Here is a 25729-nt window from a genome sequence, read left to right as displayed (position 1 = left end):
CAGTCAAGATCCGGGGCGCGCCGGCCTGCCAGGCTGTGCGGCCCCGCCGACTGGATGCCCCCTATGTTTGCCTGGCTGCGCGATATTTCCCTCAAGTACAAATTCTGGGCGGTCAACGCCGTCGCCTTCGTCACCAGCCTCTTGCTGGTGCTGTTCGCCATGCAGCTGGAAGTCTCCGGTCGCGCCGAACAGCTCAAGGCGGTCAAGGCCGCCGTGGGCGACGCGGCGGCCAGGCTGAGCGCCCCGACCTTCGGCGACATCTTTATCGCCCGGGCGCCGGAATACGCTCTGGCCGTGGGCGTGTTGATGCTGGTGCTGCTGGTGGCCTCGCAGCTGCTGATCCGTTTCATCCTCGGCAATCTGCAGCGCCTCAAGGACACCATGCTGCGGGTGGAGCGCGACGGCGATCTCACCGCCCGGGTCGAGGTGCGCGGGCGTGACGAGGTCGGGCAGATGACCCAGGCCTTCAACGCCATGCAGGACAGCTACACCCGCGTCGTCGGTACCGTGGCCGCCAGCGCCTCGCGCCTGGACGAAGGCGCCGGGCGCCTGGCCAGCGGCATGCAGGGCGTCCGTGGCGGCATGCACGATCAGCAGCACGAGACCGACCAGGCCGCCACCGCGATCAACGAGATGAGCGCCACCGTGCAGCAGATCGCCGAGCACGCTGCCGGCACCCGCGACCAGTCCCAGGAGGCCGATCGCCTGGCGGGCGCCGGCCAGCAGGCGGTGGAGCGCGTCGGCCATTCCATCGCCGACCTGTCCCAAGGCGTGCAGCAGACCGCGGTGATGATCCAGGAGCTGGCCGAGAACAGCGAGCGTATCACCAGCGTGGTCAACGTCATCCACGGCATCGCCGAGCAGACCAACCTGCTGGCGCTCAACGCCGCCATCGAGGCGGCCCGCGCCGGCGAGGCCGGCCGTGGCTTCGCCGTGGTGGCCGACGAGGTCCGCAACCTGGCCAAGCGTGTCCAGGGCTCCACCGACGAGATCACGCGCATGGTCGACAGCCTCCAGGCCGGCACCCGCGATGCCGTGGAATTCATGCGCGAGAGTTCGCTCAAGGCCGACGATTGCGTGGTCCAGGCCGGCGCCGCCGGGCAGGCCCTGGCCGACATCACCGCCGCCGTGACCCTGATGCGCGACAGCAACACCCAGATCGCCGTGGCAGCGGAGCAGCAGGCCCAGGTGGCGGAAGAGATGAGCAGGTCGGTTGTAGGCATCCGCGATGTCACGGAAAGGACCATGCTGCTGACGCAGGAGTCGGCCAGCACCAGCACCGAACTGGCCGCCCTCGCAGGAACCCTGAATCAGGCGATCCGCCAGTTGCGCCTATAGCCTCCATAGCGAGAGCGCATTCGCGCGGTTGCCCGACAGGCGGCAAGATGCCCGCACGTTTTTGGAGAACCGCCATGCGCTCGGTCACCACCCTCATTTCTGCCGTTCTGTTGTTACTGGGCCTGGGCTGCATCGCCCAGGCACTCGGCAATCCGCATCCGCAACCGCTGATCCTGGCGGCCGTCGTCTGTCTGGTGGCCTTCGCCCTGCAGGAACCCGACGCCCTCCCCGTGCCTCAGTCGTTGCGCGTCTGACGCTCACGCAGCTGGCGTTTCAAGGCTTTAAGCGCCCTCGATAGCGCCGCCGGATCCGCAGGTCGACCAGCATAGCGCTGTGCCTGGAACTCCGCGGAGAACGCCATTATCGCCGCGCGTGCCGCCGGCAATTCGGCCATGGCGCGCCCGGCGAAGCTGCCGGCAGGCTCCCCGCCTTGCCGTTTTATCCCCTGGCGCGCCAGCAGGCGCTCGAACTGGCCGAAGCGCGTCAGCAGGGGATCGCGGGTCCGCTGCCAGGGCTTGAGCACCAGCAGCGCCATCACTCCGAGAACGCCCAGCACCACCACTGCCAACAGCAGTCCCAGCCGTTGCAGCGAGCCCTCGCCGAGCAGTCGCTTGAACAGTTCGCCCTGGGTGTCTTCCTGGTAGTTGAGCACCCAGCGCTGCCAGCCGTAGTTGACGCGGTCCCAGCCCAGACGCAGTTCATTGAGCCAGGCCAGGTTGCGATAGCGATTGGCGGCGAAGGGATTGTCGGCGAGGAATTCACTGGCCGCGCCCTGGGCCGCCAGGGCCTCCTGCAAGCCGCGCTCGATCCGCTCGGGCGCTACCTGGGCGGTGGGATCGACGCTGATCCAGCCGCGCCCTGGCAGCCAGTATTCCACCCAGGCATGGGCATCGAATTGCTGCACCAGCAGATAGCCACCCGCCGCGTTGAATTCGCCGCCCTGGTAGCCCGCCACCACCCGCGCGGGGATGCCCGCCACCCGCAGGGCAAAGGTCATGGCGCCGGCATAGTGGGCGCAGAAACCGCGACGGTTGTCGAAGAGAAAGGCGTCGATGGCATCGACGCTCGCCGTAGGCGGCTGCAGGGTGTAAACGAAGGGCTGCTGGCGGAAATAGGCCAGGATCGCCTGGGCCAGGGCCTCGGGCGTCGACGCCTGGGTCTTGAGCTGGGCTACCCAGGCACGGGTACGCGGTTCGCCGCCACTGGGCAGCTGCAGCGCGCGCCGCTGGCTGGAGGCGGACAGCCGCTCCGGCTCGCGGATGGCCTGCGGCCAGCTGGAAACCCGGTAGAGCAGCGCCTGGTCCACCGGGCGGCGGCGCTGCAGGTGGAAGTCGCTGGCCAGGCGCACGTCGCGCTGATCGCTGCGCGCCACGTCCAGGCCATAGAGCCAGGGCCGACCGCTCGGCTCCATGACCACCTGATAATCCAGTTGGAGTCCGCGCGGCGTCCAGGCCGGTTCCGGACTCCAGGCCGTGTCGGGATCGACCGACCAGCGCGCGCCATCGAAGCGTTCGTAGGTGGTGGCCCGCCAGTAGAGATCACGCTGCGCGGGCCGGTCGCCGGCGAAGCTGACCCGGAACACCCGCTCGGCGGATTGCGACAGCTGGGCGATCTCGCCGGGCGCCATGCTGTCGCCCAGTCCGGTGCGCGCCTGGTCGCCCGGTTGCGGCAGCGACCACAGTGGACCGATGCGCGGAAACACCAGGAACAGCAGCAGCATCAGGGGCACCGCCTGCAGCAGCAGGGTACCGGCGACCTTCAGCGTCGCCAGCGGCCGACTGGCCAGGGCGCTCTGCTGCAGACCGATCAGCGCCGCCACCAGGGCGGTCACCGGCAGCAGGCTGTAGAGCGCGGCGAGCAGGCCGTCCTCGAACAGGTAGGCGATCACCACCGCGAAGAAACCCAGGTAGATCACCACCAGGGCATCGCGGCGACTGTGCATCTCGATCAGCTTGAGGGCGAAGGTCACCAGCAGCAGCACGGCACCGGCGTCCAGGCCGATGAAGGAGCCGCGCGACAGCCAGATGCCGCCCATGGTCAAGAGCAGCAGGCCGCCCTTCTCGATCCGCGTCGGCGCCCGCACCTGCATGCGGAACAGCAGCACCCTCCAGCCAGCGCACAAGGCCCAGAGCAATCCGACCCAGGGCGGCAGATGGGTGAGGTGCGGCAGGATCACCAGGGCCTGGGCCACCAGCAGCCAGATCAGGGCGATGCGCGGAATGGGTTGCGGCACGGCGGTGCTCATGTCGGCCGTCCGAACAGGGCCAGGGCCTGCAGCGCCGCGTCACGCTGGCTCTCGCCGGTGGCCGGCGCCAGCTCCACCCCGGGCAGGCGCAGGCCGAAGCGCAGCTGGCGGGCGCTGCAGTCCAGCACTGCCTGGCACAGCCAGGACAGCCGGGTCTCGGTGTCGCCATCGAGCACGCTGAAATCCAGCCAGAGTTCGCTGCCGGCCAGGGCGGTGAAGTCCTTGACCAGCAGGCCCTGCCCGCGGGAAAAGGCCTTCCAGTCCAGCCGCCGGCGTGAATCGCCGGGCTGATAGGGCCGCAGACCCTGGAAGTCGTCGGCGCCCTGTCCGGCCTGGCGCTGGACCTCCTCGCCGCCGGCATCCTGGCCGCTGCGCAGTGGCGTCGTGGTCGCCAGGGGCTGCGGATAGACCAGGGCGCGCACGTCCAGGTCCAGCCAGCTCCAGGCGACGAACAGGCCGAGGGGAAAGCGGCTCTCCACCCGGAGCCGTCCGGGTCTCAGCCAGCCGCGGCTCAGCGCCGGGTGAAAGATCTGCAGGGCGACGCTCTCCTCCGCCGGTACGTCGCTGAGCACCAGCGGCTCGTTACGCCAGCCCAGGGCGATGCCCTGGTGCGCGCGGCCACTGCTCTCCAGGCGCAGGCGAAATCCGGCGACCTCCCCGGCGAACACCGGGCTGGCGCCGCCGCCGACCAGTTGCAGGCCGGCCAGGTTGCGATAGGTGTGCAACATGGCCACCAGCGCCAGGGAAAACAGCAGGAAGGTCAGGCCATAGGCCAGGCTGTTCTGGTAGTTGATGCCGGCCAGCAGCATCAGCAGCAGGGCGATGGCGAAGGCGCCGCCCTGGCGGGTGGGCAGGATGAAGATGCGTCGCTGATCGAGGGTGATGCGATTGGCTGGCGGAATCCGCCGTGTCAGCCAGCCATCTCGATAGCGCTGCCAAGCGCCGCCGGTCACAGCGCCGGGACTTCGCGCAGCAGCCACTGCACCAGGGCGCCGCCACCGTGCCCGGCAGGATCGGCGATGTCGCGCAGGCGATGGCCGGCTACCGCCGGCAGCACCGTCTGGACGTCCTCGGGCAGCACGTGGTCGCGCCCCGCCAGCAGCGCCCAGGCCCGCGCCGCGGCCAGCAGCGCCAGGCTGCCGCGTGGCGACAGGCCGAGGGCGAAGGAGGTCTGGGTGCGGGTGGCCTCCACCAGGCGCAGCACATAGTCCACCACCGCCTCGCTGGCGTGGATGCGCGGCACCTCGGCCTGCATCAGCCGCAGCTGGGCGTGATCCAGCAGGGGCTCCAGCCGCGGCAGCTGCTCGCGTCCGGAACCGCCGAGCAGCAGCGCCCGCTCGGCGGCGCGGCCGGGATAGCCGAGCGACAGGCGCATCAGGAAGCGATCGAGCTGGGATTCCGGCAGGGCGAAGGTGCCGCCCTGGGAGATGGGATTCTGGGTGGCGATGACAAAGAAGGGGTCGGGCAAGGGCCGGGTGGCGCCCTCGATAGTCACCTGCCCCTCCTCCATGGCTTCCAGCAGCGCGCTCTGGCTCTTGGGCGTGGCGCGATTGATCTCGTCGGCCAGCAGCAACTCGGCGAACACCGGCCCGGGATGGAAGACGAACTGCCCGCTGTCGCGATCGAACACCGAGGTGCCGAGGATATCGCCGGGCAGCAGGTCCGAGGTGAACTGGATGCGCTGGAAGGACAGCCCCAGCACCTTGGCCAGGGCATGGCTGAGGGTGGTCTTGCCCATGCCGGGCAGGTCCTCGATCAGCAGGTGACCCCGCGCCAGCAGGCAGGCCAGCGCCAGCCTGACCTGGGTTTCCTTGCCCAACAAAACGCCGTCTACCGCCTTGAGACAGGCGTTCAACCTATCGTGCATGCCCTGAGGTCTCTTGCCTTGCGCCGACCCGAGAAGGGGTCGGCCTGCAGAACGAGAATAGCAGCACCTTTTGCCGGCGACCGCCGCCCCGGAGGTTTACCGCTTATTTCAGGGTGGCGAGGATCTCTTCCACGGCGCGGGCCGGATCGGCGGCGCGGGCGATGGGCCGACCGATCACCAGGTAGTCGGAGCCGGCATCCAGGGCTTCGCGCGGGGTGAGGATGCGGCGCTGGTCGTCCAGGGCACTGCCGGCCGGACGGATGCCGGGGGTGACCAGTTGCAGCGCCGGCTGCGCGGCCTTGAGCGCCGAGGCCTCCTGGGCCGAGCAGACCAGCCCGTCCAGGCCGGCGCGAGCGGCCAGACCGGCCAGGCGCAGGACCTGCTCCTGGGGATCCACGTCCAGGCCGATGTCGGCCAGGTCCTCGCGCTCCATGCTGGTCAGCACGGTGACACCGATCAGCAGCGGCTTGGGACCGCTCATGGCCTCCAGGGTCTCGCGGCAGGCGGTCATCATGCGCAGGCCGCCCGAGCAGTGGACATTGACCATCCAGACGCCCATCTCCGCCGCGGCCTTGACCGCCATGGCGGTGGTGTTGGGGATGTCGTGGAATTTCAGGTCGAGGAAGACTTCGAAGCCGCGCGTGCGCAGGGCTTCCACCACCCCGGCGGCGCTGGCGGTGAACAGCTCCTTGCCGACCTTGACCCGGCAGGTGGCGGGGTCGAGGCGGTCGGCCAGCGCCAGGGCGGCGGACGATGAAGGGAAATCCAGGGCGACGATGATGGGAGACTGGCAGGCGGACATGGGAGCTCTCGGCAAAACGGCAAAGGCCGGCATTTTCGCAGAAAAGCGCCGCGCCGGCACTTGGCCGCGGTCTGCCCGCGTCCCCCTCCTTCAACTCGGCCTGAGTAATCGCTCGCGCAGCCAGTTGCCCGCCGGACCCAGCGGCCGCCGCCGCGACCAGACCACATCCACCGCCACCCGCTGCGGCCAGCCGGGAACGGCCAGTTCCACCAGCCGTCCCTGGCCGAAGGTCGCCACCAGCCACAGCGGCAGCTCGGCCCAGCCGAACCCCTGCACCGCCATGTCCAGCAGCAGCAGATAGTCGGGCGCCGACCAGCAGCGACCGCGGGTGTCCGGCAGGCGACTGACCTGCTGGGAGGCTTCGGTCACGGTGCTCAGGCGCAGCAGGCGATAGGGCGCCAGGTCGGCGGGTGTAACCCTTTCCAGCGCCGCCAGCGGGTGATCGGCAGCCACGTACAGGCCAAAGGTGACCAGGCCATCCAGGGTCGCCGCCTCGATGTCCGCCGGATAAGGCGGCTGGCCCGCCAGCAAGCCCAGATCAGCGCGCCCCTGCACCAGGCTGAGCACATCGGCGTCTTCGGCGATCAGGCATTCGAATTCCAGATCCGGATAGCGCTGGTCCAGCTCGGCCAGGAGCGCCTCATAGCGGGTGGGCTGGTAGGTATCGGAGATCACCAGGGTCAGGCGTGGCTCCACCCCGGCCGCCAGCTGAGTGGCGCGATTGGCCAGGCGGTCATGGGCCGAGAGTACGGCGCGGGCCTGGTCGAGCAGTTGCTCGCCGGCTGCCGTCAGCACGGGGTAGCGACCCTGACGATCGAACAGCGGCACCCCCAGATCGTCCTCCAACCGGGCGATGCTTTCGCTGATACTGGACTGTCGCTTGCCCAGCACCCGCGCTGCGGCACTGAAGGAGCCGGCGGCGGCCGCCTCGACGAAGGCCTCGAGAGCTTCGGCGTTGGGATACATATCGGCTCAGCCTATGGATTCCACTTTTATCTCCCCAGCTTAACCGATGAGACTGAGGGCCTGTCCAGTGTGGAGTCGTCTCATGTCCAATTCGCTCAACCAGCGTCCCGCCAGTGCCCGCGTGCTGCACGCCCTGCTCTTCGAGGGCATCGCCGTGCTGCTCGCCACCCCGACCCTGGCCTGGCTGCTGGATCGTTCCCTGGGCCATATGGGCCTGCTCACCGCCGCCTTTTCCGCCATCGCCATGCTCTGGAATCTGGTCTTCAACCTGGGCTTTGATCGCCTGCAGGAGCGCCTGGGCTTCACCCGTGGCCTGGGTGTCCGGCTGTTGCACGCCCTCGGCTTCGAAGGGGGATTGATCGTCGTGCTGGTGCCACTGGCCGCCTGGTGGCTGTCCATCGGTCTCTGGCAGGCGCTGCTGCTGGACCTGGGACTGATCCTGTTCTTCCTGCCCTATACCCTGGCGTTCAACTGGCTCTACGACCTGGGTTACGCCGCCTGGGTCAGGCGCACGAATGCGAGCTGCCGGGCGCACTGACGGCCTCTCCCGTGGTCGAAGCGATATAGCCATTCAAGGAGAAGAAAGATGCCCTGGTATGCCTGGTTGATCCTGCTGGTTGCCATCGGCTCGGTGGTCGGCAGCCTGCTCATGCTCAAGGACACGGCGCGCAAGGTGCCCTTGACCGACGAACAGAAAACCAAGATCCGGCAGCGCAATGCCGAGATGGATGCCAAGGAGGCCCAGGACCGCTGATCGCGCTCCGGGTTGTCCAGACGAAGCCCTGCCGCGTCCCGTGCGGCAGGGCTTCGTGGTCTCAAGACTCCAGCGGGACCTTGGTGTTGACGTATTCCGGCACTTCCGCCAGTGGCAGGCTGCGCACCTGCTCGCGGGTCGGTCCCTGGCGCTTGGGTAGCGGCTCCAGGGACTGCGGCTGACCGCTCTGCAGGGCGCGCTCGATGGCCGCCAGCACGCGCACGTCGCGCCAGCCCTCCTCCCCGTCCATCTCCGGCTGGCGATCCTCGAGGATGCAATCGGAGAAATAGGCCGTCTCACCGCCGAAGTGATCCACCACCGGCGCCTTGAATTCCTCCGTCTCCCCGTCCACGGTCAGGCGATAGCCGATGGCGACGCCTTCGCCGAAACCGAAGCACGGCGACGCCTCGATCTCGCCCTTGCGGCCCACCAGCTGGAAGCGCTCGGTATTGGGGCCGCTGAAGCTGACGGAGAACGTCGCCAGCCGCTCCTCGGGAAAGCGCAGGGTCACGGTCACGGCATCCCAGGTGGTGATGTCGCGCCCGGGTGTCTGCACCCCGACGGCACTGACCTCGATGGGCTCGTCACCAAACAGCGCCCGCACGGCGTTGAGTGGATAGGGCCCCATGTCGGTGACGGGACCGGCCCAGAAGCCGCTCTGGGCACGGTGGTTGGCCGTGTCGACCGGCTGGGTGAAGGTCGAGGTAAACAGGCGCGGATCGCCGATCTCGCCGTTGCGCACCCGCTCGATCATCTCCACCGTGCCCGGCTCGCAGTGCAGTCGATAGGCGATCATCAGCTTGGCGCCGGAGCGCGCAGCCGCCGCGTTGATCGCCTGGCATTCTTCCTCGCTGATCGCCATGGGCTTTTCCAGCAGGACGTGAATGCCGGCGTCCAACGCCGGTACGGCGAATTCCAGATGGCGGAAATTGGGCGTGGCAAGGTAGATCGCATCGATCTCGCCAGAAGCCAGCAGCGCCGGGAATTCCTCGTAGGTATAGCTCTTGAGACCGTACTTGGCGGCCAGATCCCGCGCCTTGACGGGATCGCCGGTGACCAGGGCGGTCATCTCGGAATTGCGGGTCTGGCCGACCCCGGGCATGAAGGCGCCCTGGGAAATCCAGCCACCGCCTACCACCGCATAACGAATCTTGCCTGTCGCACTGGGCATGGAACGCTCCCGAATCCGGGCAGACGTTGTGTCCGCCACCTGAACTGTCGGCAAGCGTTGCGGCGATGAAGTTCCGGGCCGATGTTCAGCACCGACTACCTGGCACCCAGGGACTAGCGCCGAAAGCGCAATTCGACCTCCGCCCCTTCGAAGTCGTCGCTGCGATCGCGACTGATTACCCGACCACCGAGTTCAAAACGACCGGGGTCGCCTTCCTTGCGAAACAGCTGGGGCAGCAGACCCGCCTCGGCGACGTTGTTGTCGGCCTTGCCCGAGCCCAGGCGGCGAGCGCTCACCGACGGGGACGCCGCCGCTTCGCCGGGCACACTGAGGTCGAGCGGATGGACGACGGCCGGCGCCGGCTTGGACACGGCAGGCTTCTTGAGCTGGCTGTTCCTGGCCAGGTCCTGTTTCTTGGGTGGCGGTGCAGGCAGCACGAAGGCCCTGGTCGGGAGCGGGTCCAGGCGGTAGGCGCGCAGATCGGCGGCGCTGCCCTGGGGCTCGGTTGCCACCGATGACTTCGGCGCCTCTGGCGCTGGCGCCGCTGCCGAAGGCGCCTTGGCGGTGGCGGGCGGTGACTCGTTATCGCAGCCCGCCAGCAGCAGGGTCACGGCCAGCACCGTCGTTGCCAGGTATCCACGCATAGGCTCACCACACTCAGGATATCGCCCCCGGAGCGAGGCACCAGGCGCGACAGGGCGCAGTCTCTACAACCGACTCCGCTGTCCCGTGGCGGGTTCCAGGCGTGCCGCTAGGCGGCCAGGCTTTCCTGGCAGAGCTGACGGGCGAGCAACCCGAGGATCATCAGCGCCCGTTGAGCGTCGCGCCCCCAGGGCAGACCGCAATTGAGACGGATGCAGTGATTGAACTGGTCAGTGTTGCTGAAGATCATGCCCGGCGCGATGCTCACCCCCTGATCCAGGGCACGCTGGTGCAGCAGGCGGGTGTCCACCCGCACCGGCAGGCTGACCCAGAGGATGAAGCCGCCATTGGGCCGACTCATCTGGGTGCCTTCGGGAAAGTGCTCCTGGATCGCCAGCTGGAAGGCGGTCATGTTGCGCCGGTATTCCTGGCGGATGGCTCGCAGGTGGCGGTCATAGCCGCCGTTCTCCAGATAGGCGGAGACCCCCATCTGGGTCACGCTGCAGGCGGAATGGGTGGTAAAGGTCTGCAGGCGGCAGATGTCTTCCTGGTAGGGCCCGGCCACCACCCAGCCGATGCGAACACCGGGCGAAAGGGTCTTGGAAAAGCTCGAGCAGTAGATGACCCGACCCTGCTTGTCGAGCGCCTTGAGCGCCTTGGAGCCGCTGTCGTAGGTCAGCTCGCCATAGATATCGTCCTCGACGATGGCGATGTTGCGCTCGGCCGCCAGCCTCAGCAGCTGCTTCTGCCGCGCCTCCGGCATGCTGCCCCCCAGGGGATTGCTCAGCCGCGCGGCCACCACCAGGGCCTTGACCGGCCACTGGCTCGCGGCCAGCTGCAGCGCCTCCACGCTGAGCCCGGTCTCGGGATCGCAGGGAATCTCAATCACCTTGAGGCCCAGCACCTCGGCCAGCTGCAGCAGCCCGTAGTAGGACGGCGATTCGGTGGCGATCAGGTCGCCCGGCTTGGTCAGCACCCGCAGCGACATCTGCAGCGCATCCACGCAGCCATGGGTGATCACCACCTCTTCCGGACCCACTACCACCCCCGCATCGCGCAGGCGGATGGCCACCTGGCGGCGCAGTGGCTCGTAGCCCGGACTGTGCAGATAGGAAAAGGCCGCGCGGGCCTGGAAACGGGTCACCTTGGACAGCTGCTGGTGCAGGGCCCGCAAGGGCAGGTAGTCGGGCTGGGGGACCGCCATGCCGAGGGGCACCACGCCTTCCCGCCGCGATTCCGCCAGCACCTGGTTGATGATGCCGGCGCGGGTCACCAGGCTGGGCCGTTCCACCGTGGCGATGTCCGGCGTCGGCGCGGTCAGCGCCGGGGTCTGGTGCACATAGAAGCCCGATTGCGGCCGGGCCCGGATCAGCCCCTGGTCTTCCAGGGTGGCATAGGCCTGCAGCACGCTGGCATGGCTGACGCCCAACTGCTGACTCAGCTTGCGCACCGAAGGCACCCGTTCGCCGGGCTTGTAGACCCCCGTGCGGATGTCGTTCGCCAGTTGCTGGGCGATACGCTGATAGAGCAACAGATTGGTCATGGCGTCTTCCTGGACGAAAGCGGAACAGTAGCAGGCTACCCTGAAGGTATACCGGTACAGCTAGGCCTGACCTTAACCCTTCCCTTCCCGGGGCGGCAATGTCCAAAAACGACAAGGAACCGGCGCACCCCACCTTGACGCCAGCGGCTCTGCCAGAGGCCTTGCCGCGCCCATGAAAAAGCCCGCCAAAGGGCGGGCTCTTGCACGGGCGTGGGCCTCAGATGGCCTTTTCCAGCTCGGGGATCAATTCGAACAGGTCACCCACCAGACCGTAGTCGGCCACCTGGAAGATCGGCGCCTCCTCGTCCTTGTTGATGGCGACGATCACCTTGGAATCCTTCATGCCCGCCAGGTGCTGGATGGCCCCGGAGATGCCGACGGCGATGTACAGCTGCGGCGCGACGATCTTGCCGGTCTGGCCGACCTGCATGTCGTTGGGCACGAAGCCGGCGTCCACCGCGGCGCGCGAGGCACCCACCGCCGCGCCCAGCTTGTCGGCCAGGGCGTAGAGGATCTTGAAGTTGTCACCGTTCTGCAGACCGCGACCACCGGAGACCACCACCTTGGCGGCGCCCAGCTCGGGACGGTCGGACTTGGCCAGCTCTTCGCCGACAAAGCTGGAGATGCCGGCATCCTTGACCAGGCTCACGGCTTCGATGGCGGCGGAACCGCCCTCGGCGGCGACCGGATCGAAACCGGTGGCGCGCACGGTGATCACCTTGACCGGCGCCGTGGAGCGCACGGTGGCGATGGCGTTGCCGGCATAGATCGGCCGCTTGAAGGTGTCGGCGGATTCGACGGCGATGATCTCGGAGATCTGGTCGACGTCCAGCAGCGCGGCGACGCGCGGCAGGAAATTCTTGCCATTGGTGCTGGCAGCGGCCAGTACGTGGCTGTAGTTGGCGGCCAGCTCGGCAACCAGCGGCGCGACGTTTTCCGGCAACTGGTGCGCGTAGGCGGCGTTGTCGGCCAGCAGCACCTTGCCGACGCCGGCAAGCTTGGCGGCGGCGTCGGCGACCGGCTGGGCATTCTGCCCGGCGACCAGCACATGGATGTCGCCGCCGATGGCCTGGGCCGCGGCAACGGTGTTCAGGGTAGCGCCGAAGAGGTTGGCGTTGTCGTGGTCGGCAATGACGAGAATGGCCATCAGATCACCTTAGCTTCGTTCTTGAGTTTTTCGACCAGCTCGGCCACGGACTTGACCTTGATGCCCGCCTGACGACCCGCCGGGGCTTCCACCTTGACCACCTCGTAGGAGGCTTTCACCGCCACGCCCAGGGCATCCGGGGTCAGGGTTTCCAGCGGCTTCTTCTTGGCCTTCATGATGTTGGGCAGCGAGGCGTAGCGCGGCTCGTTGAGGCGCAGGTCGGTGGTCACCACCGCCGGCAGCTTGAGCGCCACGGTCTGCAGACCGCCATCGATCTCGCGGGTCACGCTGAGGCCGTCAGCGGCCTGCTCCACCTTGGAGGCGAAGGTGCCCTGGGCGAAGCCGGTCAGAGCGGCCAGCATCTGGCCGGTCTGGTTGTTGTCGCTGTCGATGGCCTGCTTGCCGAGGATCACCAGCTGCGGCTGTTCCTTGTCCACCACGGCCTTGAGCAGCTTGGCGGTGGTCAGCGACGACAGCTCGGCGGTACCGGTGTCGATCAGCACGGCGCGATCGGCGCCCAGTGCCAGGGCGGTACGCAGTTGTTCCTGCGCCTGGGCGGGACCCGCGGTCACGACCACGATCTCGCTGGCGATACCCTTTTCCTTCAGGCGCACCGCTTCTTCCACGGCGATCTCGCAGAAGGGGTTCATGGACATCTTGACGTTGGCCAGGTCAACACCGGTCTGGTCGGCCTTGACGCGGACCTTGACGTTGTAGTCCACCACGCGTTTGACAGCTACGAGAACCTTCATGAATCCCTCGATTTATTCTGGTGAATAAACAGGACGCCAAGGCGACCTTGCGTTGGACACGACCCCTGCCGCTCCAAACTTGTTGCAAATTCTTCTTATGTTGACCTCCACGGCAGCAGGGGTCAACGCGACAGTCCGTCAGGGGCTGGTAACTCCCGAGTCTAACAGGCTTGCAGAAAATTTAAACAAACGTTTGAATGGGTGCCAGGGAGCACGCCGGATATAATGAAGTCTTTTGTTGCACCCTTACATAAATAACCAGATCGTGAGTTTTGCCTGAGGAGAGTGAGCCGTGGAACGCGAATACATGGAATTCGACGTGGTGATCGTCGGGGCCGGCCCCGCGGGCCTGTCCGCGGCCTGTCGCCTCAAGCAGCAGGCGGCCGAAAACGGCCAGGAGATCAGTGTCTGCGTGGTCGAGAAAGGCTCCGAGGTCGGTGCCCACATTCTCTCCGGCGCGGTCTTCGAACCCCGCGCCCTGGACGAGCTCTTTCCCAACTGGAAGGAACTCGGCGCGCCCCTGAACACCCCGGTCAAACGCGACGACATCTACCTGCTCAAGGATGATCGCCAGGCGACCAAGGTGCCGAATTTCTTCGTGCCCAAGCCCATGCACAACGAGGGCAACTACATCATCTCCCTGGGCAATCTCTGCCGCTGGCTCGGCCAGCAGGCCGAAGCCCTGGGCGTGGAGATCTATCCGGGCTTCGCCGCCCAGGAGCCGCTGATCGATGAGCAGGGCGTGGTGCGCGGTATCATCACCGGCGATCTGGGCGTGGATCGCGAAGGTCAGCCCAAGGAGGGGGTCTACACCCCCGGCATGGAGCTACGCGGCAAGTACACCCTGTTCGCCGAAGGCTGCCGTGGCCATCTGGGCAAGCAGCTGGGCCAGAGATTCAAGCTCGGCGAAGGCGCCGATCCGCAGCACTACGGCATCGGCATCAAGGAGCTATGGGAGATCGATCCGGCCAAGCACGAGCAGGGTCTGGTGATCCACACCTCCGGCTGGCCGCTGGACAAGGAAAACCCGGGCGGTTCCTTCCTCTATCACCTGGAAGACAACCAGGTGGTGGTCGGCCTGATCGTCGACCTGGCCTACAGCAATCCGCACCTCTCGCCCTATGATGAATTCCAGCGCTACAAGCACCACCCGGTGGTGGCCCAGTACCTGGAAGGCGGCAAGCGCGTCTCCTACGGCGCCCGTGCCCTGGTCAAGGGCGGCCTGAATTCCCTGCCGAAGATGGTCTTCCCCGGTGGCGCCCTGATCGGCTGCGACCTGGGCACCCTCAATCCGGCCAAGATCAAGGGCAGCCACACCGCCATGAAGTCCGGCATGCTCGCCGCCGACGCCATCGTCGCCGCCCTGGCGGCCGGTCGCGAAGGCGACGAACTCCAGGGTTACGTCGACGGCTTCAAGGGCAGCTGGGTGCAGGAAGAGCTGCACGCCAGCCGCAACTTCGGTCCGGCCATGCACAAGTTCGGTCCGCTACTGGGCCCGGCCTTCGCCTTCGTCGAACATAACCTGCTGGGTGGCGCCCTGCCCTTCACCCTGCACGATCGGCGCATGGACCACACCTGCCTGAAGAAGGCCGACGAGGCGCCGCGCATCAGCTATCCCAAGCCGGATGGCAAGCTGAGCTTCGACAAGCTGTCCTCGGTGTTCCTCTCCAACACCAACCACGAGGAAGACCAGCCGGTTCACCTGAAACTCAGGGATCCCTCGATTCCCATCGCGCAGAACCTGCCGCTGTACGACGAACCCGCCCAGCGCTACTGCCCGGCCGGGGTCTACGAGGTGGTCCGCGATGGCGGCGAGCCGCGCTTCCAGATCAATGCCCAGAACTGCGTCCACTGCAAGACCTGCGACATCAAGGACCCGGCGCAGAACATCACCTGGGTAGCGCCGGAAGGCAGCGGTGGTCCCAACTACCCCAACATGTAAGCGTAAAAAAGGGCCCTGCGGGGCCCTTTCGCTATTCAGCGGGCGCGACGGGAAAGAAGCTGCCGCGACTCCAGAGGCCGAGCCAGGAGCGGCCCTCGTGGGTGCCCTCCTCGACCCTCTCCATCAGCCGATAGAACACCGCCCGATTGAGCCGCGCCTCCAGCCCGCCACGTACCCGGACATAAGGTGCAGGCTGGTCATCCTGTTCTTCGAATCGCAGCGGGTGCTCGGCGCCCGCGGCGACTCGATCCCCGACGTTAGTGAGGAAATCCAGGGCTTGCTCCCTGCCGCTGCCGCTCCATTCGACATCCACTGCCAGAAAGGGCACATCCTCGACCTGGATGCCCACGCACTCCACCGGCGTCACCAGTACATAGCGCTCGGGGTCGCGCCTCACGATGGTGGAGAACAGCCGGACCATGGCCGGGCGGGTGATGGGCGTGCCCTGGTGATACCAGGTACCGTCCCGGGCGATGCGCATGTCGATGTCGCCGCAGTACGGCGGGTACCAGAGCTCCACGGGCGGCAGCTTGCCGTCCTCGGCGGCTGGCAGCTGCGCCAGCAGATTCCTCGTCACGTCAACCTGGGTCACGCCCTTCTCCTCTATCGGGAGCCCAAACCGAGTAGGCGTTGGGCATATTCATTGAGCGCCGGCCCGAGCAGGTCTTCCGGGCGCTCGTCATAGAACGTCAGGAAGCCGCCACGACTGCGAATCCGCGCCGTGTCCACCAGGCGGAAGGTAGCGGTCTCCACCAGCATCATCTGCACGACGCTGCGATCGCGCCCGACCCTCCCGATGTCGTCCTGATCTTCCCATTCCTCCCAGGTGCCGATGCGATCGTCCGCGCCGGCGAAGCGGGTATAGAGCACATAGTGAGCACCCAGCTGCCGGGCCTTGGCCATGGCCTCGTCGAAACCCTCAGGTTTGTCTGCCCGCCTTACCCGCGGGAAGTATTCCACAAAGCCTTTGAAGGCCTCTTCCGCTACCACGTTCGGACGGGCATAGGGATGGCCCACCGGCACGAAGGCCCCCTGGGCTATGTAGATGTAGGAGTCGGCCTGTAGCCGAAAGTTGTTCAGCCGCTGGGTCCTGCTGTAGTCGAGCAGCCCCGCGTCGCGCAGGTGGTACTCGACACCGGACGCCATGTCGCTGACGTTCATGCAGCCACCCAGGCAGGCCAGCAGCACGGAAATGAAGAGAAAACGCAGTTTGACCATGAAGAGCAGACCCCTGTCCGGCGCCAAGTTGTCGTCGATACAGGGGCCTTAGCAGCTTTCGCGCCAGTTCGAGGCGCAGCTGCTAGATCAGCCGCCGATGATCTTCATGACGGTCACGCCCCCCGAGAAGGCCACCTCCTGCTTGTCGCCCAATGCCTTGACCAGCAGCCGCTGCAGCGCTGGCAATGCCAGGTGACGCGGCTTGTCCAGCAGATCGCCGACATAGTGGCGGTTGCTCGACGACAGGCAGCCATGCAGCCAGCCGGTGGACGACAGGCGCAGTCGCGAGCAGGTCCGGCAGAAGGGCACGCTTTCGTTGGCGATGACACCGAAGTGGCCGCCCGACTCGACGCGATAGCGCAGCGCCGTGGAATCCACCGGGGCATCGGCCTGCACATAGGCATGGCGCGAACCTATGATCTCCAGCAATTCGGCCAAGGGTACCAACTGGTTGTTGAAGGTCGCGGGATTCTTGGCCAGGTGCCCCATGCGCATCAGCTCGATGAATCTGAGCTCGAAACCCCGCTCCAGGCAATAGTCCAGCAGCGGCAGCACCTGGTCGAGATTCTGGCCGCGCAGGGGCACCATGTTGAGCTTGATCTTGAGACCAGCGGCCCGCGCCGCTTCCAGTCCGGCCAGCACCGTGGCCAGATCGCCCCCCCGCGCCAGACGCGGGAAGGCTTCGGCATCGAGGGTGTCGAGGGAAACGTTGAGGCGACGGATACCGTGGTCGATGAGGAAGTCCAGCTTGCGCGGCAGCAGCTGACCGTTGGTGGTCAGGCTGATGTCCTTGAGGCCGAGCTGGGAGACACGGGCGAGAAAGGGCTCCAGCCGCGGCGTGACCAGGGGTTCGCCCCCGGTGATGCGCAGCCGTTCGATACCGGCGGCATCGATGAGGTATTCCACACCCCGGGCCATGGTTTCGGCACTGAGTTCGTCCTGCGCCGCCACGAGCCGCTTGCCATCGGGCACGCAGTACGTACAGGCATAGTTGCAGGCCGCCGTGAGGCTGATCCGCAAGTTGCGAAACGCCCTACCCTGGCGGTCAACGATCATCTTGGGGGTACTCCAGTGGGACAAGAGAAAAGGGATGGCGCGGCATCCCTTGCCTCTATCGGACCCTAGGATCGGACAGGCGTTTCGACGTCTCGCTTGCGGCGGTTGCCCATGCGCACGCCGATCTCCATGAGGAACTGGAAGAAACCTTCCTGATCCTCCAGCACGTCGCGCCAGAAGGGCGAATGGTAAAGGGCCACGGCCCCGTGCACCAGCGCCCAGGCGGCGCAGTAATGGAAATAGGGCGGGACGTCCTCGAGCTTGCCTTCGTCGATCCGGCCTTCGATCAGGCTGGTCAGCCGCTGGAAGTTGGAAGTGCGGATGCTGTGCAGCTGCTCGACCAGCTCGGGCACCTGACGCGTTTTGACCACCTTCTCCTCGAGTCGATCGAACAGGCGGTAGCGCTGCGGATCGCTCATGCGGAATTCGAAATAGGCGCGGGAGAGCGCTTCGCGGTCGCGGGCGACGTTGTCCGACTGGAACAGCTCGGCCAGGTCCCGCTCGTAATCCAGCATCAGCCGCAGATAGATCTCGGCCTTGGAATTGAAGTGCTTGTAGATGGTGCCTTTGCCGATACCGACCGCCTCGGCGATCATCTCGACGGTGACGCTGTCTTCTCCTTCGGAGAGAAACAGCTGCAGGGCGGTATCGAGGATTTCCTGTTCGCGGCGACGGAACTCGCGGACTTTGCGGGATTCTTTCTGCATGGCAGCCCACTTGTTGTTTTGAAAAGGGATAGGGCCTTCGAATCGCCAGTCACCCCTCGGCATACCGGCACTTCGTCACACCTTGGGCGAGCTGCACCGAAAGCATCGGTGAACCGCGCGGGCGCGCCCCTTATTATGCCCCATCACACCCAGATTGTACGGATCGAGTCAATGTCTTCCTGGAAGCACGAATTCCCTCAGGCCTACGCCATGAGATACCTCAACCACGCGGCCGTGGCCCCGTGGCCCAAGCGCGCTGCGCAGGCCGTCACCGAATTCGCCGCCGAAAACTGCCAATACGGTGCGCGCAACTATCCGACCTGGCTGGTCATGGAACAGCGCCTGCGCGATCGCCTGACCCGCCTGCTCAATGCGCCGTCCAGCAGCGACATCGCCCTGGTGAAGAACACCTCGGAAGCGCTCTCCTTCGTTGCCTTCGGCCTGGATTGGCAGAGCGGCGACCAGGTAGTGATCAGCGACGAGGAGTTCCCCTCCAACCGGGTGGTCTGGGAAGCCCTGGCCCGCTTTGGCGTCGAGGTGGTGGAAGTCAGCCTGGGTGACACCCCCGAGGCCAATCTGCTAGCGGCCTGCGGCCCGCGCACCCGACTCATGGCCATCAGCGCCGTGCAATACGCCAGCGGCCTGCGCCTGGACCTGCCCCAGCTGGGCCAGGGCTGCGACGCCAAGGGCGTGCTGCTGTGCGTCGACGCCATCCAGCAACTGGGCGCCCTGCCCTTCGATGCCCAGGCCTGCAACTGCGCCTTCGCCATGGCCGACGGTCACAAGTGGATGCTCGGCCCGGAAGGCCTGGGGGTGTTCTATTGCCGCGCCGATCTGCGCGAGCAGCTGAAGCTGCACGAGTACGGCTGGCACATGCTGGACAACGCCGGCGACTACAGCCAGCGCGAATGGCAACCGGCCAGGACGGCGATGCGCTTCGAGTGCGGCAGCCCCAACATGCTCGGTGCGGTGGCCCTGGAGGCGAGTCTGTCGCTGCTGGAGGATGCCGGCATGGAACAGGTGGGCAAGGACCTGCTGGCGCGGATCGAGCTGCTCGACAGTCATATCCGCCGCTTACCCGGTGCCGTCCTGCATTCGCCGGCCAACGTCGAGCGGCGCTCGGGCATCCTCACCTTCTCGCTCGAAGGCTGGGACAACCGCCAACTGTTCGAACGTCTCAAGACCGCCGACGTGGTCTGCGCCCAGCGGGGTCCGGGCATCCGCCTGTCGCCACACTTCTATACCAGCGAGCACGTCCTGGAACAGACGCTGGATCTGGTCGGGGCGCTGGCGCGCTTCTGATGGCCTGAAAGGCCCGGGATAGCCAGTGTCGGGGCAGCGCTATTCCAAAACTGTTTAAAAAACGTCCAATCCCGACTGGACCTTTCTCCGAGCTGACCAATACTCAAGTGACTGGCCGCGTCGACCCCCGCGGCGCGGGCCAGGGAGGCGGCTCTCCGTCCAGGCGAACCGCTGGTCCGGCCCGGGTATCCCTGGATACCCGGGCCATTTTTTTGCCTAGAGGGTGGCGCGGGGAAACAGCCGCCGGAAGTTGGCCGTGGTCTGCTCGGCCAGGGTCTCCAGACTGACGCTTCGCACGTCGGCCAGGCACTGGGCGACCTCGACCACGAATTGCGGCAGATTGGCCTTGCCGCGGTGGGGCACCGGAGCCAGATAGGGCGAATCGGTTTCTACCAGCAGGCGATCGGCCGGCACCTGGCGCGCGACGTCGCGCAGGTCGGCGGCATTGCGGAAGGTCAGGATGCCGGAAAAGGAAATGTAGAAGCCCAGGTCCAGCGCCGCCTTGGCCGTCGCCCAATCCTCGGTGAAGCAGTGCAGCACCCCGGCGCCTGGCAGGTCGGCGGCGCCCAGCATGGCCAGGGTGTCGGCCCGCGCCTCGCGGGTATGAATCACCAGGGGCAGCGCCGTGCGGCGGGCCGCCTCCAGGTGCAGGGCGAAGGACCGCTGCTGGATCTCGGCGGTGTCCGGCTGATAGTGATAGTCCAGCCCGGTCTCGCCGATGGCGGCGACGCGGGGATGGGCCAGCCGCGCGAGCAGCCAGTCGAGATCGATGGCACTGCCCTGGGCCGCATCCAGCGGGTGGATACCCACGGCGCAGTGGACGTCGGCATAGCGTTCGGCCAGGGCCTGCACCGTGGGGGCGTTGCCGGCATCGACGCCGATGCAGAGGAACTGGCTGACACCCCGGGCGCGCGCGGCATCCAGCGCCGCGTCCAGGGAGCCGTCGTGAAGGGAAAGATCGAGTCGATCCAGGTGACAGTGGGAGTCGACGAAGTGCACGAGAAATAGCCTTGAATCAGCAGCGACGCCCCGCCCCAGCGGGACGGCGCAGGCATCACATGGTATGGGTGGGACGGTCCGACTTCAGCGAGCCGGCCAGATAGGTTTCAATCTTGTTGCGCGCGGTATTGTCGCCTTCGTTGAACTGCACGCCGACCCCGGCGGCTCTATTGCCCTGGGCGCCCTTGGGGGTGATCCAGACCACCTTGCCGGCGACCGGGATCTTGTCCGGCTCGTCCATCAGGTTGAGCAGCATGAAGACCTCGTCGCCGAGCTTGTAGGTCTTGCCCGTCGGAATGAACAGGCCACCGTTGCGGATGAAGGGCATGTAGGCGGCGTAGAGCACCGACTTGTCCTTGATGGTGAGGGACAGGATGCCATTACGGGGGCCCAGGTTCTGCGGCAAACTCATGAGATTCTCTCGAGACAGGCAAGACGAACGCGCGGATCGCTAGCGTCCGGGCACCAGGCCGGCCCAGCGGATCAACAACGATTCCAGCAACAATACGCGGTTGAGGTTGGCTTTGCCCAGCACCTTCTGCCGCTCGGCATGCAGCCATTCCTGCAGGGTCAGCACTGCCTGCGGCGCGCTCTTCTCGGCCAGATAACCCAGCACCTTGGCCATGTCCGGTGCGGCTTCGGCATCGGCGCCACCCCACTGCTGACGCAGGACGCCATGGGTCCACTCGCAGAACCAGTCGAGCAGCAACGGCAGCGGCACGGCGTTCCAGCTCTCGGCCAGCTGACTGGGCGCCGCCTGGCGCTTGAGCAGGCGCTTCACCCCCTCCACCACCAGGGCCCGGCGGACGAGCACGTCCTCGCCATGCAGGCGCAGGGCCGCCAGCGGCGAGCCGCCAGCCAGCACCAGCAACTGGATGCGGATCTCTTCCTCAAGCTCCGGCAGGCGCTCGCCCAGCCAGGCGAGACTCTCGGCGCGCGAGGGCACCGGAGAGGCCTGCTGCACGCAGCGGCTGCGCACGGTGGGCAGCAGGCGACTCGGCTGGTGACTCACCAGCAGCAGCACCGTTGCGCCCGAGGGCTCCTCCAGACTCTTGAGCAGGGCGTTGGCGGCATTGAGGTTCATCGCCTCGACCGGCTCCAGCAGGATCAGCTTGCGCCCGCCCATCTGGGCGGTCTGGGTAACGAAGTCCACCAGCCCGCGGATCTGGTCGACGCGGATAGGCTTCTCGGCCTCTTCCGGCTGGATCACGCAGTAATCGGGGTGGGTCCCGGCCCTGAGCAGGGAACAGGCCTTGCACTGGCCGCAGGCGGCATCCCCCTGGGGCGCCTGGCACAGCAGCAGGGCGGCCAGGCGTTCGGCCAGATCACGCTTGCCGATGCCGCGCGGGCCATGCAGCAGATAGGCATGGGGATGCTGCCGCCGGGGCGAGATCCGCGCCCAGAGGTCCTGCTGCCAGGGATAGACGTCAGCCACCAAACGTTGACTCCAGGGTGGCGACCAGGGCGCGCAGATCCGTCTGCACCTCGGCGAGGCTGCGCGAGGCATCGATCAGGCGATAGCGCGCCGGCACGGCCCGGGCGCGATCCAGATAGGTCTGGCGCACTGCCTCGAAGAAGGCGCGCTGCTCCTGCTCGAATCTGTCCAGGGCACCACGGCGGGCGGCACGGGCCAGGCCGATGTCCACCGGCAGGTCGAACACCAGGGTCAGATCGGGTTGCAGATCGCCCAGCACAAAGGCTTCCAGGGTGGCGATGCGCTCGACGGGTACGCCGCGGCCGCCGCCCTGGTAGGCATAGGTCGCATCGACGAAGCGATCGCAGAGCACCAGGGCGCCACGCGCCAGGGCGGGCCGGATGACCTGGGCCAGGTGCTGGGCGCGGGCGGCGAACATCAGCAGCAATTCGGTATCCACGGCCATGGGCTCGGCCGCCGGCTCCAGCAGGATCTCGCGGATGCGCTCGGCCAGCGGCGTGCCACCCGGCTCGCGGGTCAGCACCACCTCACGCCCGCTGGCGCCGAAAAGTTCGGCGAGATAGTCGCGGTTGGTGCTCTTGCCCGCGCCCTCGGGGCCTTCGAGGGTGATGAACAGGCCGTTTGCCGTCATGGGGTTTCCTTGGTTTCGGGCGTCTGCGGAGCGGGACTGGAGCGATAGTCGGAGCGCCGCTTGAGCTGGAAGTCGCGGACCGCCTGGTTGTGCGCTTCCAGGTCCCTGGAAAAGACATGGCTGCCATCACCACGGGCGACGAAATACAGGCTGTCGCCGTCCTTGGGATGCAGCGCCGCATGGATGGCCTCGCGACCGGGCATGGCGATCGGCGTGGGGGGCAGTCCCGCGTTGAGATAGGTGTTGTAGGGCGAAGGCTCGCGCAGATCGGCGCGGGTTATCCGGCCGTTATAGCGCTCGCCCATGCCGTAGATCACCGTGGGATCGGTCTGCAGCAGCATGCCGGCCGCCAGGCGCCGGACAAAGACCCCGGCGATTTCGTCGCGCTCCTCGGGGACGCCCGTTTCCTTTTCCACCAGCGAGGCCATGATCAGCGCCTGGTAGGCGTCCTTGTAGGGCACCGCGGGATCCCGCGCCTGCCATTCCTGATCGAGCACGGACTGCAGGCGCTGGTTGGCCTGGCGCAACAGGTCGGATTCGCGCTGGCCCTTCACATAGCGATAGGTATCGGGGAAGAAGCACCCCTCGGGGTGCTGGCCGTCCAGCCCCAGGCGTTTCATCAGGGCGGCATCGTCCAGCTCGGCGGTGTCGTGCTCGAGCTTGGGCTGGCGCGCCAGGGCAGCGCGGACCTGGTGGATATTCCAGCCTTCCACCAGGGTGAGGCCGTATTGCACCACCTCGCCCTTGCGCCAGAGGCTGAACAATTGCTCCACCGTCATGCCCGGGGTCAGGCGGTATTCGCCACTGTGCAGCGTCTGCCCGGCCAGATTGAAGCGCCAGTACAGGCGCAGCCAGAAGGCGCCATCGAGCACGCCCTGCTCTTCCAGGCGCAGCAGACTGCCGCCCGGGGTCCCGCCCTTGGGGATCTCGATCAGTTGCTCGCCATCGACTTTCAACGGCTGAATCAGTGCCTGGTGCTGGCGCCAACCGGCCAGGACCAGCAGCAGGCCACCGGCGGCCAAGACCGCCGTAAGCAGAGCTCTCGCCTTGCGCATCGGCTATTCCAGAATCTCGTTTATCGAACCTTGCAGTTTACGGGTCACCGGCCCCACGGACCAGTTCGCGGCTGCGTACCGGCGCACGGGCCAGATACCGTATTGGCTGTTGCAGAGGAAAACTTCGTCGGCACCGAGCAGTTCGTCCAGCGCCAGCGGCCGGATCTCGCTCGGGATGCCTGCCTGGGCGGCGAGGTCGAGCAACAGACCGCGCAATACCCCGGCCACGCCACAGCGATCGAGCGCGGGGGTCTGCAGCCGCCCCGCGCAGACCAGGAACAGGTTGCTGAACACCCCTTCGATCGGCCGGCCGTCCTGATCCAGCATCAGGCCTTCGGCATAGTCGGTGCTGGTCCATTCCCCGCGCGCCAGGACCTGCTCGAGTCGATTCAGGTGCTTGAGCCCGGCCAGCAACGGCTGGGTAGCCAGACGCGTCGTGCAGGGATAGAGGGCGATACCCTCGGTCGCGTGAGCCGGTGGATAGGCCGGCGTGGGCGATCCCAGCAGCAGGCGCCGCACCTCGGGTTCGGCCGGCGGGGCGTAACCGCGCAGGCCATCGCCGCGGGTGAGCAGCAGCTTGGCCACGCCCTCCCCCAGCAGCGCCGCATAGGCGCGAATCTCGGCGTCCAGCTGGGCGATGTCGCAGGGAATACGCAGCCGCTGGCAACCGGTGGCCAGCCGCTGCAGATGACGGTCGAGCAGACGCGGCTGGCCCCGGCGTACGGCGATGGTCTCGAACAGCCCATCGCCATAGGCCAGACCCCGATCGCGTTGCAGACCGGGGTCCAGCGGTTGGCCGTTGAGCCAGTCCTGGATCAAGCGTCGAAGCGCCGGAACACCAGACTGCCGTTGGTGCCACCGAAGCCGAACGAATTGGACAGGGCCACTTCGATGGGCCGCTGCCGTGCCTCGTGGGGCACGAAGTCCAGATCGCAGCCGTCGCTGGGATTGTCCAGATTGATGGTGGGCGGCGCCACCTGGTCGCGCAGGGCGAGCACCGTGAAGATGGCTTCCACCGCGCCCGCGGCGCCCAGCAGGTGACCGGTCATGGACTTGGTGGAGCTCACACTCAGACGCTTGGCCTGCTCGCCGAACACCTGCTTCAAGGCCGCCACTTCGGCCAGGTCGCCGGCTGGCGTGGAGGTGCCATGGGCGTTGACGTAGTCGACCGCTTCCGGCGCGATACCGGCATCCTTGAGCGTCGCTCTCATGCAGCGAGCAGCACCCGCGCCATCTTCCGGCGGGGCGGTCATGTGGAAGGCGTCCGCGCTCATGCCGAAGCCGATCAGCTCGGCATAGATGCGGGCGCCCCGCGCCTTGGCGTGCTCGTAGTCTTCCAGCACCAGGGCGCCGGCACCGTCGGACAGCACGAAGCCATCGCGATCGCGATCCCAGGGACGGCTGGCGCGGGTCGGATCGTCATTGCGGGTCGACAGGGCACGCGCCGCGCCGAAGCCACCCAGACCCAGACCCGAGGTCGCCATCTCCGAACCGCCGGCGACCATGACGTCGGCTTCGCCATAGGCGATGTTGCGCGCCGCCATGCCGATGCAGTGCGTTGCCGTGGTACAGGCAGTGGCGATGGCGTAATTGGGGCCCTGCAGACCCAAGTGGATCGACAGGAAGCCGGACACCATGTTGATGATGGAGCCCGGTACGAAAAAGGGGGAAATACGGCGGGGACCCTGGGCGAGCAGCGACTGGCAATTCGCCTCGATATTGGTCAGTCCACCGATGCCGGAACCCATGGCGACACCCATGCGCTCGCGATTGCCATCGTTGACCTCGAGACCGCTGTCACGCATGGCCTGGAAGCTGGCGGCGAGACCGTATTGGATGAACAGATCCAGCTTGCGGGCTTCCTTCGCGGACAGGTACTGCTCCACGTCGAATCCCTTGACCGATCCGCCGATCCGCGTGCTGAAGGCAGAGACGTCCATATGCTCGATCGGCGCGATACCGCTGCGACCGGCCAGGATGCCTTCCCAGCTGCTCGCCACATCGGCGCCAAGCGGCGATACCATGCCCATACCCGTGATCACGACACGTCTACGCGACACACCCAACTCCTCTTGTCCTTCCGGGGCGGCCACCCCTCTTAAAAACAGCCGATTGCATCGATCTTGACCCAGGACCTAAAGAAAAGCCGCACGCCCT

Annotated in this window: 27 protein-coding genes; 6 read left to right on the top strand and 21 right to left on the bottom strand. The window is 66.7% G+C overall.

Features of this window, described 5'->3' with window-relative positions:
• The first annotated feature begins 63 nt into the window (after window positions 1-63).
• Complete coding sequence (locus OMP44_RS01245; RefSeq protein ID WP_187980010.1) at window positions 64-1338, top strand: methyl-accepting chemotaxis protein; 1275 nt, start codon at window positions 64-66, stop codon at window positions 1336-1338.
• 74 nt (window positions 1339-1412) lie between these two features.
• Window positions 1413-1592: a hypothetical protein gene (locus OMP44_RS01240; protein WP_280306045.1), complete on the top strand. Its 180-nt coding sequence runs from the start codon at window positions 1413-1415 to the stop codon at window positions 1590-1592.
• Here OMP44_RS01240 and OMP44_RS01235 read toward each other — a convergent pair.
• From OMP44_RS01235 to OMP44_RS01215, 5 genes are all read right to left on the bottom strand, one after another.
• Window positions 1574-3583 (bottom strand): transglutaminase TgpA family protein, encoded by a 2010-nt coding sequence (locus OMP44_RS01235; protein WP_280306043.1) that lies wholly within the window; start codon window positions 3581-3583, stop codon window positions 1574-1576. The two genes, OMP44_RS01240 and OMP44_RS01235, sit on opposite strands and share 19 nt — an antisense overlap.
• A complete protein-coding gene (locus OMP44_RS01230; RefSeq protein WP_280306042.1) occupies window positions 3580-4536 on the bottom strand; it encodes a DUF58 domain-containing protein in 957 nt (318 codons plus the stop codon). Before OMP44_RS01230 ends, OMP44_RS01235 begins: the two co-directional genes overlap by 4 nt.
• The gene (locus OMP44_RS01225) at window positions 4533-5450 is read right to left on the bottom strand and encodes an AAA family ATPase (protein ID WP_280306040.1); all 918 of its coding nucleotides are present in this window, start codon (window positions 5448-5450) and stop codon (window positions 4533-4535) included. Before OMP44_RS01225 ends, OMP44_RS01230 begins: the two co-directional genes overlap by 4 nt.
• 103 nt (window positions 5451-5553) lie before the next feature.
• Window positions 5554-6252, bottom strand: coding sequence for an orotidine-5'-phosphate decarboxylase (pyrF, locus tag OMP44_RS01220; RefSeq protein ID WP_187980013.1), 699 nt, complete (start codon window positions 6250-6252; stop codon window positions 5554-5556).
• A 90-nt stretch (window positions 6253-6342) separates the two neighbouring features.
• Window positions 6343-7218, bottom strand: a complete 876-nt coding sequence (locus OMP44_RS01215) for a LysR family transcriptional regulator (RefSeq protein ID WP_280306038.1) — start codon at window positions 7216-7218, stop codon at window positions 6343-6345.
• Window positions 7219-7300: 82 nt separating this feature from the next.
• Here OMP44_RS01215 and OMP44_RS01210 point away from each other — a divergent pair, with 82 nt between their 5' ends.
• Both OMP44_RS01210 and OMP44_RS01205 read left to right on the top strand, forming a co-directional pair.
• Window positions 7301-7756 (top strand): multidrug/biocide efflux PACE transporter, encoded by a 456-nt coding sequence (locus tag OMP44_RS01210; protein ID WP_208692169.1) that lies wholly within the window; start codon window positions 7301-7303, stop codon window positions 7754-7756.
• Between the two features lie 48 nt (window positions 7757-7804).
• On the top strand, window positions 7805-7972 hold the full coding sequence (locus tag OMP44_RS01205) for a DUF2897 family protein (RefSeq protein WP_007160578.1): 168 nt from the start codon (window positions 7805-7807) through the stop codon (window positions 7970-7972).
• Between the two features lie 61 nt (window positions 7973-8033).
• Here OMP44_RS01205 and OMP44_RS01200 read toward each other — a convergent pair whose 3' ends face one another.
• From OMP44_RS01200 to OMP44_RS01180, 5 genes are all read right to left on the bottom strand, one after another.
• The gene (locus OMP44_RS01200) at window positions 8034-9143 is read right to left on the bottom strand and encodes a Gfo/Idh/MocA family protein (protein ID WP_280306034.1); all 1110 of its coding nucleotides are present in this window, start codon (window positions 9141-9143) and stop codon (window positions 8034-8036) included.
• A gap of 113 nt (window positions 9144-9256) precedes the next feature.
• The gene (locus OMP44_RS01195) at window positions 9257-9787 is read right to left on the bottom strand and encodes a hypothetical protein (RefSeq protein WP_280306033.1); all 531 of its coding nucleotides are present in this window, start codon (window positions 9785-9787) and stop codon (window positions 9257-9259) included.
• Between the two features lie 107 nt (window positions 9788-9894).
• Complete coding sequence (locus OMP44_RS01190) at window positions 9895-11328, bottom strand: aminotransferase-like domain-containing protein (protein ID WP_133862696.1); 1434 nt, start codon at window positions 11326-11328, stop codon at window positions 9895-9897.
• A gap of 217 nt (window positions 11329-11545) precedes the next feature.
• Window positions 11546-12475, bottom strand: a complete 930-nt coding sequence (locus tag OMP44_RS01185) for an electron transfer flavoprotein subunit alpha/FixB family protein (protein WP_280306030.1) — start codon at window positions 12473-12475, stop codon at window positions 11546-11548.
• Window positions 12475-13227 (bottom strand): electron transfer flavoprotein subunit beta/FixA family protein, encoded by a 753-nt coding sequence (locus OMP44_RS01180; RefSeq protein ID WP_273807812.1) that lies wholly within the window; start codon window positions 13225-13227, stop codon window positions 12475-12477. The genes OMP44_RS01185 and OMP44_RS01180 overlap by 1 nt, the downstream gene beginning before the upstream one ends.
• 292 nt (window positions 13228-13519) lie before the next feature.
• Between OMP44_RS01180 and OMP44_RS01175 the strand changes: the two genes are divergently transcribed.
• On the top strand, window positions 13520-15169 hold the full coding sequence (locus OMP44_RS01175) for an electron transfer flavoprotein-ubiquinone oxidoreductase (RefSeq protein WP_133862693.1): 1650 nt from the start codon (window positions 13520-13522) through the stop codon (window positions 15167-15169).
• Window positions 15170-15200: 31 nt separating this feature from the next.
• Here the strand turns inward: OMP44_RS01175 and OMP44_RS01170 are convergent, their stop codons facing one another.
• From OMP44_RS01170 to OMP44_RS01155, 4 genes are all read right to left on the bottom strand, one after another.
• Window positions 15201-15761 carry a DUF1285 domain-containing protein gene (locus OMP44_RS01170; protein ID WP_280306026.1) on the bottom strand — a complete coding sequence of 187 codons (561 nt, stop codon included), beginning with the start codon at window positions 15759-15761 and terminating at the stop codon, window positions 15201-15203.
• A gap of 11 nt (window positions 15762-15772) precedes the next feature.
• Complete coding sequence (locus OMP44_RS01165; protein WP_133862691.1) at window positions 15773-16387, bottom strand: DUF4823 domain-containing protein; 615 nt, start codon at window positions 16385-16387, stop codon at window positions 15773-15775.
• An 87-nt stretch (window positions 16388-16474) separates the two neighbouring features.
• Complete coding sequence (locus OMP44_RS01160; protein ID WP_133862690.1) at window positions 16475-17443, bottom strand: GTP 3',8-cyclase MoaA; 969 nt, start codon at window positions 17441-17443, stop codon at window positions 16475-16477.
• A gap of 65 nt (window positions 17444-17508) precedes the next feature.
• On the bottom strand, window positions 17509-18150 hold the full coding sequence (locus OMP44_RS01155; RefSeq protein WP_007160588.1) for a TetR/AcrR family transcriptional regulator: 642 nt from the start codon (window positions 18148-18150) through the stop codon (window positions 17509-17511).
• 171 nt (window positions 18151-18321) lie between these two features.
• On the opposite strand from OMP44_RS01155, the gene OMP44_RS01150 reads away from it, so the two are divergent.
• Window positions 18322-19452 (top strand): aminotransferase class V-fold PLP-dependent enzyme, encoded by a 1131-nt coding sequence (locus OMP44_RS01150; protein WP_158892633.1) that lies wholly within the window; start codon window positions 18322-18324, stop codon window positions 19450-19452.
• A gap of 216 nt (window positions 19453-19668) precedes the next feature.
• On the opposite strand, the gene OMP44_RS01145 is transcribed toward OMP44_RS01150, so the two are convergent.
• The 7 genes from OMP44_RS01145 to fabF are packed head-to-tail and all read right to left on the bottom strand — an operon-like array spanning window position 19669 to window position 25632.
• Window positions 19669-20451: a TatD family hydrolase gene (locus OMP44_RS01145; RefSeq protein WP_187980021.1), complete on the bottom strand. Its 783-nt coding sequence runs from the start codon at window positions 20449-20451 to the stop codon at window positions 19669-19671.
• 55 nt (window positions 20452-20506) lie between these two features.
• Window positions 20507-20863 (bottom strand): PilZ domain-containing protein, encoded by a 357-nt coding sequence (locus OMP44_RS01140; RefSeq protein WP_017641886.1) that lies wholly within the window; start codon window positions 20861-20863, stop codon window positions 20507-20509.
• 39 nt (window positions 20864-20902) lie between these two features.
• Complete coding sequence (locus OMP44_RS01135; protein ID WP_280306022.1) at window positions 20903-21886, bottom strand: DNA polymerase III subunit delta'; 984 nt, start codon at window positions 21884-21886, stop codon at window positions 20903-20905.
• Complete coding sequence (gene tmk, locus OMP44_RS01130) at window positions 21879-22517, bottom strand: dTMP kinase (protein ID WP_280306020.1); 639 nt, start codon at window positions 22515-22517, stop codon at window positions 21879-21881. The genes OMP44_RS01135 and tmk overlap by 8 nt, the downstream gene beginning before the upstream one ends.
• Window positions 22514-23572, bottom strand: a complete 1059-nt coding sequence (gene mltG / locus OMP44_RS01125) for an endolytic transglycosylase MltG (RefSeq protein WP_280306019.1) — start codon at window positions 23570-23572, stop codon at window positions 22514-22516. Before mltG ends, tmk begins: the two co-directional genes overlap by 4 nt.
• A gap of 3 nt (window positions 23573-23575) precedes the next feature.
• Complete coding sequence (pabC, locus tag OMP44_RS01120) at window positions 23576-24388, bottom strand: aminodeoxychorismate lyase (RefSeq protein WP_273861496.1); 813 nt, start codon at window positions 24386-24388, stop codon at window positions 23576-23578.
• Window positions 24388-25632 (bottom strand): beta-ketoacyl-ACP synthase II, encoded by a 1245-nt coding sequence (fabF, locus tag OMP44_RS01115; RefSeq protein WP_183628885.1) that lies wholly within the window; start codon window positions 25630-25632, stop codon window positions 24388-24390. The genes pabC and fabF overlap by 1 nt, the downstream gene beginning before the upstream one ends.
• Between the last annotated feature and the right edge of the window lie 97 nt (window positions 25633-25729).

It is taken from the genome of Pseudomonas flavocrustae, assembly GCF_029872515.1.
Lineage (GTDB): Bacteria > Pseudomonadota > Gammaproteobacteria > Pseudomonadales > Pseudomonadaceae > Chryseomonas > Chryseomonas aestiva.
Note: the sequence above shows the minus strand (reverse complement) of the source record. Positions and strands in the feature narration are given on the sequence as shown.